Raw genomic sequence first — 15,073 nt, 5'->3', positions numbered from 1 at the left:
CCGCGGAGTATGGGTCCCGGCTTTCGCCGGGACGACGAGGTTGTTAGGAAAGCGCACTCTTCAGATCAAAGCTCGCATCCGCCGCCTGCTCCGGGGTGATCGAGCCGCCGGCGCCGAGCAGCCGGCGGCCGAACATGTGATCGCCGGCGCGGTTGACCGATTCGATGCCGAGCAGTTTGTCGCCGCGGTAGCAGAACGCCGAGAACGCGCCCTGCGCGCGGTCGCCGCGCACCACGACGCGGTCGTAGCCGGTGGTGAGACCCGCCATCTGCAGCTTGTCGGGGCCCTGATCGCTCCAGAACCACGGCAGGCCGTCATAGACCTCGGTCTTGCCGGTCAGCCGCGACGCCACGCAGCGCGCATGGTCGGTCGCGTTCTGCACCGACTCCAGCCGCAGCGATCCGCCGAAGCGTTTGCTGGTATAGAGCGCGCAATCGCCGATCGCGGAGACGTTCGGATCGGCGGTCAGAAGATGCTCGTCGACGATGATGCCGGATGCCACCGGCAGGCCGGCCTCCGCGGCAAGCTCGACATTCGGCAGCACGCCGACACCGACCACGACGAGATCGGCCGGGATATGCGTGCCGTTGCTCAGGCTGACGCCGGTAACCTTGCCGCCATCGGCCTCGATCGCCGTGACCTGCACCCCGAGGTGAATCCGGATGCCGGCCGCGCTGTGCCGGGATTGCGAGAACTCGGAAATCTCCGCGGTTACCGCCCGCGCCATCACGCGGGAGGCGAGTTCGACCACGTCGACCCCGAGGCCCTTGGCCCGCGCGGTGGCGGCGAATTCGAGCCCGATGAAGCCCGCGCCGATCACGACGACGCGCATGCCGGGCGCGATCAAGTCGCGCAGCGCCTGGCTCTCATCCAGGATGCGCAGGTAGCGGACTGCATCGAGCCTGGCGTTGGGGATATCCAGCAGCCGGTTCCGCGCGCCGGTCGCGAACACCAGATGGCCGTAGTCGAGCGATGCGCCGGAGGCGAGCGCCACTTTCCGCGCATTGCGGTCGATCGCATGGGCGCGATCGGTGATCAGCTCGATCTTGTTGTCCTGGTAGAACTTGTCGGGCCGGAACATCAGGGTCTCGGGCCCGCCGGTCCCCTTCAGATAGGCCTTCGACAGTGGCGGCCGCTGATACGGCAAATGGCCTTCATCATTGATCAGGGCGATGCGTTCGGCGAAGCCGGCCTGGCGCAGCGACGCCGCGAGCTGGAAGCCGGCGTGTCCGGCGCCCACGATGATGACCGAGCCCGTCATCGGAACAACCCAAATACGCGCGAGCAGGAGCGACCCATGCCGTTTCCTCTTGTCGATGTTAGCTTGCTTGCCCCGTCCCCACAGCGCTCGTGTCTGCGTACCGAAGGCGCGTGCCATTTGGCCTCATGGCTCGCGCGGACGCAAGGGGGTCCCAGGCGATTCTGGGCGCCCCCCCCGGCCGCCGGGCCGGATTGCCACGGCTCCCGCCAAGGCCTTAAATATGCGGAACCAACAAGCCCAAGGTCTTCAATATGCCAGCACCCGCCCCCTCCGCCAACGACCCCGCCTTGCTCCGCATCGACGGCGCCATCGCGACCATCACGCTGAACCGGCCGGCCGCGTTCAACGCGATCGACATGACGATCGCCAAAAAGCTCGAGCAACTCAGCGCCGAGGTCGAAGCCAACAAGGACATTCGCGTGCTGGTCATCGAGGGCGAAGGCCGCGCCTTCTGCGCCGGCGGCGATCTGCAGACCATCGGCGCTGCGACCGAAGCCAACAATGTCGCCCCCGTGGTCGGCGAGATGCTTCACCACTACCATGCCTTCATCGAGACCGTCCGGCGGATGCCGAAGATCGTGTTATCCAGCGTGCATGGTTCGGCGGCGGGCGCCGGCATGGGCCTCGCGTTCGTGACCGACCTGTGTATCGCCGCAGACGATGCCCGCTTCACGCCCGCCTATGCCAAGATCGGCGTGTCGCCGGATGGCGGCAGCACGGTCGGCATCGTCGGCACGGTCGGTACCCGCCGCGCGCTGCAGATTTTCCTCGCCGAGGATGGATTCACCGCGCAGCAGGCCTATGAATGGGGTCTCGTCGTCAAGACCGTCCCCGCGGCCGAGTTGAAGGCGGCCACCCGGCAACTCGCCGAGCGCCTGGCGCAAAATCCGCCCGCCGCAATAGCTGGGACCAAGTCACTGGTCTATCAGGCCGCCACCACGCCGACCAAGCAGCAGCTCGACGCCGAGGAACACAAGATCATCACGGCGATGCATACCGACGATTTCCGCGTCGCCGTGAAGAAGTTCACCAGCAAGTCGAAGTAGGCCCGCGACGGATCGGCTAGTTCGGACAGATATAGCCGGTGCCGCCGGGTGCCTTGAAGCAGCCGATCGATTCCGGGATCACCTGCTTGGGGAGCCACAGCACGACCTTCGGAAAATAGATCGTGAAGCAGATCGTGAGCAGGAACACGACATAGATCGGCAGCGCCGCCCGCAACGCTTTTGCAAAACTGATGCCGACGAATTTCGAGGCCATCAGCAGCACGAGCCCGTAGGGCGGCGTGATCAGGCCGAACGCCAGCGTTGCGATCAGCACCACGCCCATATGCACGCCGTTGATGTCGCCGGCCTGGGTCAGCGCGTTGACCAGCGGCATGAAGATGATGATGGTCGGCACCGGCTCGATGAAGTCGCCGACCACGGTGAACAGCAGCACCATCAGGAGCATGATGAGGTGTGGGTCGTTGCCGGCGATCGAGGTGATCCAGTCGGCGATGTAGATCGCGCCGCGCAGATAGGCCAGCATCCAGCCGAACGCGTTCGCCGCGCCGATCGTGATCAGCGGCAGCGAGAAGATCAGGCCGGCCAGACAGAAGTCGTACGGGATCTTCTTCAGGTGCCCGCGGTTCAGCGCCGGGATCACCACGATGATGATGTAGGCGACCGCAACGACCCCGGCCTCGGTCGGCGTGAACCAGCCGGTCAGGATGCCGCCGAGCAGGATCACCGGGATCATCATCGGGAGCGCCGCGTCACCGGCGGCGAACACAACCTGGCGCAGCGGCGCGCGCGGCTTGCGCAGGCCCGAGGGCCCGAAGAAGTAGCAATAGATCATCAGCCCGAAGCCGATCATCAGCCCGGGCACCACGCCGGCCATGAACAGCCCGGCGATCGAGACATTGCCGACCGCACCATAGACCACCGCCGTGATGCTCGGCGGCACCAGCGCTGCGATCGTCGAGGCCGAGGCGATGATCGCGGCGATGAAGGCCGGCTCATACCCTTCCCGCCGCATCGGCCCGCCGAGCGCCCGGCTCATGACCGCGACGTCGGCGGTGGTCGAGCCCGACATCTCCGAGAAGAACATGCTGAAGACGACAACGACCTGCGACAGCCCGCCCCTGATGTGACCGACCAGCGAGACCGACAGATTGGCGATGCGGACCACGACATTTGCCGAGCTCATGAGCTCGCCGACCAGGAGGAAGAACGGGATCGCAAGCAGCGCCTCGGAATCGACGCCGTCGAAGATCTTCTGGATGATCGCCGCCAGCGAGACGTCTGATAGCACTGCGCCGACGAACACGCCGGCCATCAGCGAGAACGGCACGGGCACGCCGAGATAGCCGAAGAACAGGAAGCAGAACGACATCAGCGCAAGCACGACCGGGGCGCTCACGGCTGAACTCCCGTCGTCGCGCGGGTGTCGATCGCAGGAATCGGAAGGTCGTCATCCGGCGGCTCCGGATGGTCAAAGCCGTTGCGGATGCCGTTGACGAGCTGCTCGATCGTGAACAGACCGATCAGGATTCCGGAGAGCGGGATCACCGCATAGAGCGAGGCGATCGGCGTACCCGACGGCAGGCGGAAGCTGCCGAAGCCGCGGAGGTAATTTTGATAGCCGTACCACACCAGGCAAAGGGCGACGCCCAGCACCACCAGACGGATGACGATCTCCACGAGCAGCCGCGACCTGCCATGCAGCGCTTCGGAGATCGCGGTGAGATAGAGATGGTCGTTGCGCCGTGTCGCGACCGCGGCCCCGATGAAGATCGCGTAGATGAACAGCGTCGAGGTCACCTCCTGCAGCCACAGCCAGGGGTGACCGATGGTGCGGGTGACGATATCTGCGGTCACCGACAGCGAGAAGCCGAAGCACAGCAAGCCGCACAGCATCATCAGGATCAGCTCGAGCCGGTCGAGCGCCCGCCATTTCAGATGCCGCTGCCGTTGCAGCACCAGCGTGTCGGCGATGGCCATCGAATGCTCCGTCCTCGTATGTCGTCCCGGCGAAGGCCGGGACCCATAACCACCGGCGCCTGATGCTTTGAGAAAGAACGGCGGCCCGGTGCTTCAATGGACGAGCCGCAGCGTATGGGTCCCGGCCTTCGCCGGGACGACGCTTGTCTAGTTGACCGCGCGGATCAAATTCTTGATCTTCTCCGCATGTGGCCCGAGATCCTTGGCGAGCTTGTCGAGATAGGGATCGGCGATCGCGGTAAAGCTCTTCTTGTCGACGTCCTCGACCACCTTGACGCCGAACGACTTCAGTTTTGCAGCCGCGTTCTTCTCCAATTCGAACGCCTTCGCCGGCTCCTTGGCGCTGACCTCGGCGGCCGCCGTCGTCACCCAGGTCTTCTGCTCGGCTGAAAGGCTCTGCCACAGCTTGTCGCTGACGAACAGCAGCGCATTGTTGGCCTCGTGCTCGGTCATCGAGAGCACCGGCGCGACTTCGTAGTGCTTGTTGACGAGGTAAACGTTCACGCTGTTTTCCGCCGCATCGACGACGCCGGTCTGCAATGACGTGTACACGCTGCCGAACGGCATATGGACGGTTTGCGCCGCGTAAGCCGGGAAGATCGTGTCTTCCGTAGCCGTCGCCTGAACGCGAATCTTTACACCCTTGAGGTCGCTGACATTGTGGATTTCCTTCCTCGCATAGATGCTTCTCACACCTTGGCTGCCCGTCGCGATGACATGAAGGCCTTGCGACGTGTCGTCGATCATCGCCTTGATCGCATCGATCACCTTCTGATCGGCAAGCGCCTTGACCACGTGGTTGGCGTCGCGGAACAGGAAGTGCAGCGACATCACACCGGCCTGCGGCGAGATGGTTGCAGTGTTCGCCGACGAGATGATGGCGAATTCAATGTCTCCGGATTTCACAAGCTGCAGCAGCTGCGGCTCCTGTCCGAGCTGCGCTCCCGGATACTGGTCGACGATCATGGTCCCCTTGCTCAATTCCTTGAGCTTGGCGGAGAACATGTCGTAGGCGACGCTATATCCGGTATTGAGCTGCTGATCGTGCGCGAAGCGGTAATGCTTGACCTCCTGCGCGCCAGCACGCGGCGGCAGCAGCAACGCTGCCGCAGCCACGGCAATCCCGACGATCCCAGCTGAATAGCCCATCGCGACGTTCCCCCTGTTTTTAATTGAGGAGATCATCCCACCAGTCGCGCGGGATTGTCAATAAAACGGGCGAAACGAGCTGACCGCAGGTATTATTGAGTGCCGCATCGCAGAAATTATCGACAATTCGACCACCGGGCCGAACGACGCCGGCTACTTGCGACTTGCTACTTCCCCTTGGCGCGCATGAAGTCGAAATCGCAGCCCTCGTCGGCCTGCAGGATGGTTTCGTTGAAAAGGTGCGCGTAGCCGCGCTTGGCCCAATCGGGCGTACCGGCCGGCGCGAGCGCGGCGCGGCGCTTCTGCAATTCGGCCTCGTCGACCAAAAGATCGATGCTGCGCTTGGCGACATCGAGCCGGATCATGTCGCCGTTCCGCACCAGCCCGAGCGGACCGCCGACGGCGGATTCCGGCGTGATGTGCAGCACGATGGTGCCGAACGCGGTGCCGCTCATCCGCGCATCGGAGATGCGGACCATATCCTTCACGCCGGCGCGCGCGAGTTTCTTCGGGATCGGCAGGTAACCCGCCTCCGGCATGCCGGGCGCGCCCTTCGGGCCGGCATTGCGCAGCACCAGCACGTCGTCGGCGGTCACATCGAGCGCGGGATCATCGACCCGCAGCGTCATGTCCTCGACCGACTCGAACACCACAGCGCGGCCGATGTGCTGCAATAGTTTCGGGCTCGCCGCCGACTGCTTGATCACGGCACCGCGCGGCGCGAGATTGCCGTGCAGGATCGCCATTGCGCCTTCGGACTTGATCGGGTTCGCCTTGGAGCGGATCGCGTCCTGCCCCGGAACATCCTCGGCATTGGCGACGACCTCACGCAAGGTCTGACCGGTAATCGTCTTGGCATCGAGATCGATGAGGTCGCCGAGTTGCGCCATCAGCTTCGGCACGCCGCCGGCATGGTGGAAATGCTCCATGTAGTGTTCGCCCGACGGCTTGAGGTCGACCAGCACCGGAACCTCGCGGCCCAGCTTGTCGAATGCCTCGAGGTCGATCTTGTGCGGCGAGCGGTTGGCGATGGCGGTGAGATGGATCAGCCCGTTGGTCGAGCCGCCGATCGCCTGCATGACGACCTGGGCGTTGCGGAACGAGGATGGCGTCAGGATCTCGCTCGGCTTCGGTCCCTTGGTCTTCGCCATCTCGGCGGCGACGCGGCCGCTGGCCTCCGCAGAGCGGAAGCGTTCGGCATGCGGCGCCGGGATCGTCGCGCTCATCGGCAGCGACAGGCCGAGCGCCTCGGTGATGCAGGCCATGGTGGAGGCAGTGCCCATCACCATGCAGGTGCCCACGGAAGGCGCAAGGCGGCCGTTCACCGCCTCGATCTCATTGTCGTCGATCTCGCCGGCGCGATACTTGCCCCACAGTCTGCGGCAGTCCGTGCAGGCGCCGAGCACCTCGCCCTTGTGATGGCCAACGACCATGGGCCCGACCGGAATCACCACCGTCGGCAGATCGGCGCTGATCGCGGCCATGATCTGCGCCGGCAAGGTCTTGTCGCAGCCGCCGATCACGATCACCGCATCCATCGGCTGGGCGCGGATCATCTCCTCGGTATCCATCGCCATCAGGTTGCGCAGATACATCGAGGTCGGATGCGCAAAGCTCTCCGCGATCGAGATCGTCGGGAACACGAACGGCATCGCGCCCGACAGCATCACGCCGCGCTTCACGGCCTCGATGATGTCAGGCACGTTGCCGTGGCAGGGATTGTAGTCGCTGTAGGTGTTGGTGATGCCGACGATCGGGCGATTGAGCGCATCGTCGGAATAGCCCATCGCCTTGATGAAGGCCTTGCGCAGGAACAGCGAGAAGCCGGCGTCACCATAGCTTGTCAGTCCCTTGCGAAGTCCGTCGGCCATTTTCTTCTATCCCGTGGTTGTTCGGCCGCACTTAAGGAGCGGCAGGAATTATTGTCAATATGAGATAATCCGGTCGCGGCGGGTGGCTGGTCTGCGGCAAAATCGCCCCCATTATTGACAATAACCGTGGCGCCATGCTGACCTCAGGCACCGATCGGAAGCCGAGAGCGCATGACAGCTGAGCCCACATTGCCCGAACTCCAGGCCCCCTCGCGCGAGGAGGAACAGGCGGAGGTGATCCGCCGGTTGGAGGAGGACATCATCTTCGGCCGCTTCGCGCCCGGTTTGCGGCTGGTCGAGGATACCTTGATGCAGCGCTATGGCGCGAGCCGGCATTTCGTCCGCCAGGCGCTGTTCCAGCTCGAGCGCCAGGGCATCGTGCTGCGCGAGAAGAATGTCGGCGCCACGGTGCGGTTCTATTCGGCCGAGGAAGTGCGGCAGATCTATGAGGTGCGCGAGATGTTGACGCGCCAGGCCGCGCTGATGATCGCCCTGCCCGCGCCGCAAAGCCTGATCGACCAATTGAGCGAGCTGCAACGGCATTACAGCACCAAGGCCGAGGCGCAGGACATGCGCGGCATTCACGAGACCAACGATGCGTTCCACCTCGCGCTGTTCTCCGCCTGCGGCAATCCCTACCTCGTCCGCTCGCTGCAGGACTACATGAACCTGACGCTGCCGATGCGCGCCAAAAATCTCGCCGACAGCGAGGGCCTCGCATTGTCGCGCCGCCAGCACGAATTGATGATCGAGCTCTTGAAGGGCCGCGACGGCTGGGCGCTGGCGCAGCTCTGCGTCGATCACATGCAGTACAGCAAGGCGGATTATCTCGTCCGCATCTCCAACGACAAAAAGCCGCAATAGCGCGATACGCGGCCTCCTCGTGAAGGAGACGGCGATGCGCTACGTGGCTATATTCCTTGGATCGTTGGCCGTGCAGCTTGCGCTCGGCGGCGTCGGCGAAGCGGCCGATCCGCGCGCGACGCAGCTCACCTACGAGCCCTGGACCAAGACGTGCCTGACAGAGGCGAGCTGCTTCGTCGGCGCCGCCGCGCGCGGTCAGTGCTCGCCGTCGGGCGGCACACTCAGCGTCTCGCCGCAGAGCAGCAAGCGCGCGATCGTGAGCGCCAATGTCGGAACGCGGACCATGCTGGAGGGCACGATCAGCCTCCGCATCGATCAGGACGAGCCGATCCAGATCGCCAAGCCGCATTGCTACACGCTCGGCTGCGGCGGCACGCTCGAGGCCGATGGCGAAATGATCGAGCGGCTGAAGCACGCGCAGACCATCGCCGTCGAAGCCAAGAACCTCACCGGGCAGACCATCAGCCTCGCCTTTCCCCTCACGCACTTCGCCGAAACCTTTGACGGGCCCGGCAGCCCGCCCAAGACATCCGGGCAAGGTTCGAAGGACGCGCAGCAGCACACCGAATCCGTGAAGCAACTACCGCAATGCGAGGATTGATCACTTCTTCCAGTCGATCACCCGCTCCTTGTCGCCGTCGAACTCCATGCTGCAGAACGCACCGCCCTGGTAATAGTCGCCGACCGGATCCGGCGGCAGCTTGGCCTGCTCGGCCGTCGCGTGCTCACGGAAATCTTCAGCCCTTCCGGTCGGACGATAGCCGAGATCGTAGGCGCGGTGATTGTCCCACCACGAGCGCTCATTGTAGGACGCGCCGTACAACACCTCGAAATGGATGTCGGGATGCTCGAGCCCGATGCGGCAGAGCTGAACCAGATCTTCGGGCTTGAGCCAGATCGAGAGCCGGCGGTGGTCGAGTGGCGCCTCGCCGAAATTGCCGATCCGCAGGCAGGTGACCTTGATGCCGTGCTTGTCGGCATAGAGCGCGCCGACGCCTTCGCCGAACACCTTGCTCACACCGTAGCGACTGTCCGGCCGCGCGGTGACGTCGGTGCCGATGCGGTGATGGCGCGGATAGAATCCGACCGCGTGATTGGACGAGGCGAAGATCACGCGCTTGACGCCCTTTTTGCGCGCCGCCTCGAACAGATTGTAGCAGCCGATGATGTTGGACTGCAGGATCGCGTCCCAGGGTCCTTCGACCGAATAGCCGCCGAAATGCAGGATGCCGTCGACGCCCTCGCAGATCGCCTCGACCTCTGCGATGTCGGCGAGATCGGCCGCCTTGAACTTTTCGTAGCCGCCGAGATCGGAGGGCTGCTTGATGTCGCTCAGCAGGAGATCCGGATAGATCGGCGGCAGCAGCTTGCGCAGGCTCGTTCCGATTCCCCCCGATGCGCCGGTCATCAAAATGCGTGGCATGCCGTCCCTCTTCCTTCCTGATTGCTGCGATCGAATTGCGGTCGCAGGCCGACAATGATAGCAAACCAGGCGCTCAAGGAAACACCATCGAAACACAACAACGAGAACAGCAAATGTCCGATGTTCATTCCGCCGGCTGGCGTCCCGCGACCTGCTATCCCGATCCCGCGATCCACGCGCTTGATCCGCGTTTCGAGAAATACTGGCTGAAACTCTCCGCCGTCGAGCGCATCGCGACCGGCCTGCGCTGGGCCGAAGGTCCGGTGTGGTTCGGCGACGGCCGCTATCTGTTGTGCAGCGACATTCCGAACCAGCGCATCCTCAAATGGGAGGAAGAGACCGGCGCAGTCAGCATCTTCCGCAAGCCGTCGAACTTCGCCAACGGCAACACCCGCGACCGCCAGGGCCGGCTGATCACCTGCGAGCATGGCGGCCGCCGCGTGGTGCGCACCGAATATGACGGATCGATTACGGTGCTGATCGATTCCTTCGGCGGCAAGCGGCTGAACTCGCCGAACGACGTCGTGGTGAAGTCCGATGGCGCGATCTGGTTCACCGATCCGATCTTCGGCCTGCTCGGCAACTACGAAGGCTACAAGGCCGATCCCGAGATCGAGCCCAACGTCTACCGGCTCGATCCCGAAACCCGCAAGGCCACCATCGTCGCCGAGGGCGTGCTGGGACCGAACGGGCTGTGCTTCTCGCCGGACGAGAAGATCCTCTACGTCGTGGAATCCCGCGGCGAGCCGAACCGCAAGATCCTCGCCTATGACGTCGCAGCCGACGGCAAGACGATCTCCAACAAACGCGTCTTCATCGACGCCGGCCCGGGCACGCCCGACGGCATGCGCTGCGACATCGACGGCAATCTGTGGTGCGGCTGGGGCATGGGCGATCCCGAGCTCGACGGCGTGGTCGTGTTCGCGCCCGACGGCGTCATGATCGGCCGCATCGCGCTGCCGGAGCGCTGCGCCAACCTCTGCTTCGGCGGCATCAAGCGCAACCGCCTGTTCATGGCGGCGAGCCAGTCGATCTATGCGCTCTACGTCAACACCCAAGGCGCGCTCGGCGGTTAAGTCTCTTCGTCGTCCCGGCCTTAGTGCGCGATTGCGCACTTGGGGCCGTGACCCAAAACCACCGATGGACTTTGGCTTGGCCGGCTGGGGCCGCAATCTTCGCAAAACGACGGCCTGTGGTAATGGGCCCGGCCTTCGCCGGGACGACGATGAATATGCATCTTCCAAAACGTCTGACGCCGGAGCGGTGATCCGCCCCGGCGCCAAAAGTCACGTCTCTCGTGGCTCGGCTTACGCGGCGTTGTAGCCGGCGACCGCCTTGGCCTCGAGATATTCTTCCAGACCGTAGCGGCCCCACTCGCGGCCGTTGCCGGACTGCTTGTAGCCACCGAACGGCGCGGTGCGCTCGTTCGGCACGCCCTGCAGATTGACGTTGCCGGCGCGGATCTGGCGGCCGACGCGGCGCGCGGTTTCCACGGTGTCGGCCGAGACGTAACCGGCGAGACCATACGGCGTGTCGTTGGCGATCTTCACCGCGTCGGCTTCGTCCTTGGCGCCGAGGATGGTCAGCACCGGTCCGAAGATCTCCTCGCGGGCGATCGTCATGTCGTTGGTGACGTCGGCGAAGATGGTCGGACGGACATAGAAGCCCTTGTTGACACCCTCGGGCAGGCCCGGGCCGCCGGCGACCAGCGTAGCGCCCTCGTCGATGCCCTTCTGGATCAGTGCCTGGATCTTGTCCCACTGGCCGCGGTTGACCACCGGGCCGATCGTGGTGCCGTCGGCACGCGGATCGCCGGCCTTGGTCTTGTCGGCGACGCCCTTCGCGATCGCGGCCACTTCCTTCATCTTGGAAAGCGGCACGATCATGCGCGACGGCGCGTTGCAAGACTGGCCCGAGTTGTTGAACATGTGCATCACGCCGCCGGTCACCGCCTTGGTCAGGTCGGCACCATCGAGGATCACGTTCGGCGACTTGCCGCCGAGCTCCTGGCTGACGCGCTTCACGGTCGGCGCCGCACGCTTGGCGACGTCGACGCCGGCGCGGGTCGAACCGGTGAACGAGATCATGTCGATGTCGGGGTGCTCGCTCATCGCCGCACCCACCTCGGGGCCGAGGCCGTTGAGCAGGTTGAATACGCCCTTCGGCACGCCGGCTTCATGAAGGATTTCCGCGAAGATCAGCGCCGAGGTCGGGGTGAACTCCGACGGCTTCAGGATCATGGTGCAACCGGCGGCGAGCGCGGGCGCGACCTTGCAGGCGATCTGGTTGAGCGGCCAGTTCCAGGGGGTGATCATGCCGACGACGCCGACCGGCTCGCGCACGATCACGGCGGTGCCCATGGTCTCCTCGAACTCGTACTTCTTCAGCACTTCGAGGGTGTTCATGAGGTGGCCAAGGCCGGCACCGGCCTGCAGCTTCTCGGCCATCGGCAGCGGCGCGCCCATCTCGTCGGAGACGGCAGCACCGATCTCCTTCATGCGGCCTTTGTAGACCTCGACGACCTTGGTGAGCAGCGCGATGCGCTCCTCGCGGCTGGTCTTGGAATAGGTCTCGAAGGCGCGCTTGGCGGCGGCGACTGCCTTGTCGACATCGGCCTTGGAGCCGAGCGCAATCTCATACATCGCTTCTTCGGTCGCCGGATTGACGACCGGGGTGGACTTGCCTTTGACGACGGGATCGACCCAGGCGCCGTCGATGTAGAATTGCATGCGATTGACCATCGGAAACCTCTTGTACGGGGCGTATGGAATGGGGAACGAAAGCGTTCGGCAGGCATCCTTGCACGAAAGCCCGGCGAATTGAACCCGCCATATGCGGGACGCGGCTCGTGCGCGCGAACAGCATATAATGTCGCTATCGCGCAGGTGGCAAGGTTGGTCTCGTCGCCCCGGCGAAGGCCGGGGCCCATAACCACCGCCGGCAATTGGTAAACGGTGCTGTTAGAACGAGTCGCGTTTGCTTGCTGCCAGTTGTGGTAATGGGTCCCGGCCCCCCGTGCGCAATTGCGCACTAGGCCGGGACGACGATGTGGAGCCTGCAATGGCTCACACCGCCATCTTGCGATGCCGCACCGGGGCGCCGACCGAGACGCTTTCCGCCGCGTCGATGATGGCGTTGGCGTCGATGCCATAGTGGCGGTAGAGGTCGCCGATCGTGCCGGTCTGGCCGAAATGCTCGACACCGAGCGCCTCGACGCGGTGGCCACGCACGCTGCCGAGCCAGCCGAGCGTTGCCGGATGGCCGTCGATCACGGTCACAATGCCGCAGTCGCGGCCGAGCGGCGCCAGCATGCGCTCGATATGACTCAAATGCTGCGCGCCGCGGCGGTCGCGGCGCAAATTCCGTGCGGCGGACCAACCCGCATAGAGCCGGTCGGCGGAAGTTACCGCCAGCAGACCGACGTCGCGGTGGCTCTCGCCGATCAGGCCGACCGCCTCGATCGCCTCCGGCGCGACGGTGCCGGTATACGCAATGACGATGTCGCAGTTCGGGCCCGGCTTGCGCATCCAGTAGGCGCCGTCGGTGATGTCGCGCTGCAGGTCCGGGGTCATGATCCGTTGCGGCTGCTCCAGCGTCCGCGTCGAGAGTCGCAAGTAAACCGAACCGCCCTCGGCGCCCTCGCGCTGCATGTGGCCAAAGCCCCAGCCCATGATCACGGCAAGTTCATCGACAAAGGCCGGATCGAACGAGGCGAGCCCGTCCTGCCCGATCCCGATCAAGGGCGTCTTGATCGACTGATGCGCGCCGCCTTCCGGCGCCAGCGAGATGCCCGACGGCGTCGCCGCCACCATGAAGCGGGCATCCTGGTAGCAGGCGTAGTTCAGCGCATCGAGACCGCGTTCGATGAAGGGATCGTACAGCGTGCCGACCGGCAAGAGCCGCGCACCATTGATCTGGTGCGACAGGCCGAGCGCCGACAGCATGATGAACAGATTCATCTCGGCGATGCCGAGCTCGAGGTGCTGTCCTTTCGGCGAATATTCCCAGGTGTAGGCGGACGGGATCTTCTCCTGCCGGAACAGGTCGTGGTTCTCCGCCTTCGCGAACAGGCCGCGGCGGTTGACCCAGGCGCCGAGATTGGTCGACACGGTGACATCGGGCGATGCGGTGACGATGCGCGAGGCGAGTTCGCTATCGCCGCGCGCCAGCTCGTGCAGGACGAGGCCAAAACCCTGTTGCGTCGACATCTGCGCCGAGGCCTTGAAGGCCAACCGTTCCGGCACATCGATTTCAGGCGCCGACAGGCGGCGGCGCCCCTCGCGGTTGAACGGCGCCTCGGCGAGGAACGCCTCGAGCTTCGCAGGCTCCTGCGACAGGCCCTCGAACTTGTCCCACTCGTGGCCGGGGCGGATGTTCTGCGCGGCGCGCCACTTCTCCATCTGCGCCACCGTCATCAGGCCGGCGTGGTTGTCCTTGTGGCCCTGCATCGGCAGGCCGACACCCTTGATGGTGTAGGCGATGAAGCAGACCGGCCGATCATGGTCGATCGCCTCGAAGGCCTCGATCATGCTCGCCATGTCGTGGCCGCCGAGGTTGGACATCAGCGCCAGCAACTCGTCGTCGCTGCGGCGCTCGATCAACGCCGACACCTCGCCCTGGTCGCCGATGTCGTCGCGCAGATGCTTGCGGAACGCGGCGCCGCCCTGGAAGCACAGCGCGGCGTACATCTGGTTCGGGCAATTGTCGATCCAGCGCCGCAGCGCCTCGCCGCCGGGCTCGGCGAACGCCTCGAGCATCAGCTTGCCGTACTTCACGATCACCACGTCCCAGCCGAAGTTGCGGAACATGGTCTCGAACTTGGCCCACAGTCCCTCGCGCACCACGGCGTCGAGCGACTGCCTGTTGTAGTCGACCACCCACCAGGTGTTGCGCAGGCCGTGCTTCCAGCCCTCGAGCAGCGCCTCGAAGATGTTGCCCTCGTCCATCTCGGCGTCGCCGACCAGCGCGATCATGCGGCCCTCCGGCCGGTCGTTCAGCCAGCCATGCGCCTTGACGTAGTCCTGCACCAGCGAGGCAAACAGCGTCTGCGCGACGCCGAGGCCGACCGAGCCGGTGGAGAAGTCGACGTCGTCGCTGTCCTTGGTGCGCGACGGGTAGGACTGCGCGCCCTTGTAGCCGCGAAAATTCTCCAGCTTGTCGCGGGTCTGGTGGCCGAACAGATACTGGATGGCGTGAAACACCGGGCTCGCATGCGGCTTCACCGCGACGCGGTCCTGCGGGCGCAGCACCGAGAAATAAAGCGCCGACATGATGTTGGCGAGCGAGGCCGACGACGCCTGGTGGCCGCCGACCTTCAACCCGTCGGTCGAGAGCCGCACATGGTTGGCGTGATGGATAGTCCACGACGACAGCCACAGCACCTTGCGGGCCAGGGCGGACAGCATGTCGAGGCGTTCAGGCGCGATTCCCATGGCGATGCTCCGGGCGATATGCCGGAATGTTACTGCCGCAAGCGGCGGCGAAAATCTCAATTCCACGCGACAGCACAGGAAAAATTGGG

At 64.7% G+C, this 15,073-nt stretch carries 12 protein-coding genes; 4 read left to right on the top strand and 8 right to left on the bottom strand.

Features of this window, described 5'->3' with window-relative positions; translation table 11 throughout:
• Nucleotides 1-43: 43 nt before the first annotated feature.
• Nucleotides 44-1,261 carry an NAD(P)/FAD-dependent oxidoreductase gene (locus tag XI02_RS14805; protein ID WP_172648249.1) on the bottom strand — a complete coding sequence of 406 codons (1,218 nt, stop codon included), beginning with the start codon at nt 1,259-1,261 and terminating at the stop codon, nt 44-46.
• Between the two features lie 251 nt (nt 1,262-1,512).
• Between XI02_RS14805 and XI02_RS14800 the strand changes: the two genes are divergently transcribed.
• Nucleotides 1,513-2,307, top strand: a complete 795-nt coding sequence (locus tag XI02_RS14800; protein ID WP_026192472.1) for an enoyl-CoA hydratase/isomerase family protein — start codon at nt 1,513-1,515, stop codon at nt 2,305-2,307.
• A 16-nt stretch (nt 2,308-2,323) separates the two neighbouring features.
• Here XI02_RS14800 and XI02_RS14795 read toward each other — a convergent pair whose 3' ends face one another.
• From XI02_RS14795 to XI02_RS14780, 4 genes are all read right to left on the bottom strand, one after another.
• Nucleotides 2,324-3,664: a TRAP transporter large permease gene (locus XI02_RS14795; protein WP_172648250.1), complete on the bottom strand. Its 1,341-nt coding sequence runs from the start codon at nt 3,662-3,664 to the stop codon at nt 2,324-2,326.
• Nucleotides 3,661-4,245 (bottom strand): TRAP transporter small permease, encoded by a 585-nt coding sequence (locus XI02_RS14790; protein WP_016842160.1) that lies wholly within the window; start codon nt 4,243-4,245, stop codon nt 3,661-3,663. The genes XI02_RS14795 and XI02_RS14790 overlap by 4 nt, the downstream gene beginning before the upstream one ends.
• A 147-nt stretch (nt 4,246-4,392) precedes the next feature.
• Complete coding sequence (locus XI02_RS14785; RefSeq protein ID WP_018270476.1) at nt 4,393-5,394, bottom strand: TRAP transporter substrate-binding protein; 1,002 nt, start codon at nt 5,392-5,394, stop codon at nt 4,393-4,395.
• 167 nt (nt 5,395-5,561) lie between these two features.
• A complete protein-coding gene (locus XI02_RS14780) occupies nt 5,562-7,265 on the bottom strand; it encodes an IlvD/Edd family dehydratase (protein ID WP_172648251.1) in 1,704 nt (567 codons plus the stop codon).
• A 171-nt stretch (nt 7,266-7,436) separates the two neighbouring features.
• Between XI02_RS14780 and XI02_RS14775 the strand changes: the two genes are divergently transcribed.
• Both XI02_RS14775 and XI02_RS14770 read left to right on the top strand, forming a co-directional pair.
• Nucleotides 7,437-8,129: a GntR family transcriptional regulator gene (locus tag XI02_RS14775; RefSeq protein ID WP_016842163.1), complete on the top strand. Its 693-nt coding sequence runs from the start codon at nt 7,437-7,439 to the stop codon at nt 8,127-8,129.
• Nucleotides 8,130-8,163: 34 nt separating this feature from the next.
• Nucleotides 8,164-8,730, top strand: coding sequence for an invasion associated locus B family protein (locus XI02_RS14770; RefSeq protein ID WP_172648252.1), 567 nt, complete (start codon nt 8,164-8,166; stop codon nt 8,728-8,730).
• Here the strand turns inward: XI02_RS14770 and XI02_RS14765 are convergent, their stop codons facing one another.
• On the bottom strand, nt 8,731-9,552 hold the full coding sequence (locus tag XI02_RS14765; RefSeq protein WP_172648253.1) for an NAD(P)-dependent oxidoreductase: 822 nt from the start codon (nt 9,550-9,552) through the stop codon (nt 8,731-8,733).
• Nucleotides 9,553-9,665: 113 nt separating this feature from the next.
• Between XI02_RS14765 and XI02_RS14760 the strand changes: the two genes are divergently transcribed.
• A complete protein-coding gene (locus tag XI02_RS14760; RefSeq protein ID WP_172648254.1) occupies nt 9,666-10,628 on the top strand; it encodes an SMP-30/gluconolactonase/LRE family protein in 963 nt (320 codons plus the stop codon).
• A 231-nt stretch (nt 10,629-10,859) separates the two neighbouring features.
• On the opposite strand, the gene XI02_RS14755 is transcribed toward XI02_RS14760, so the two are convergent.
• Nucleotides 10,860-12,293: an aldehyde dehydrogenase family protein gene (locus tag XI02_RS14755; protein ID WP_172648255.1), complete on the bottom strand. Its 1,434-nt coding sequence runs from the start codon at nt 12,291-12,293 to the stop codon at nt 10,860-10,862.
• Between the two features lie 324 nt (nt 12,294-12,617).
• Complete coding sequence (locus tag XI02_RS14750; protein ID WP_018270472.1) at nt 12,618-14,984, bottom strand: transketolase; 2,367 nt, start codon at nt 14,982-14,984, stop codon at nt 12,618-12,620.
• Between the last annotated feature and the right edge of the window lie 89 nt (nt 14,985-15,073).

This window comes from Bradyrhizobium sp. CCBAU 21365 (assembly GCF_015291305.1).
Taxonomy (GTDB): Bacteria; Pseudomonadota; Alphaproteobacteria; order Rhizobiales; family Xanthobacteraceae; genus Bradyrhizobium; species Bradyrhizobium elkanii.
This window is presented reverse-complemented; position numbering and strand designations above follow the sequence as displayed.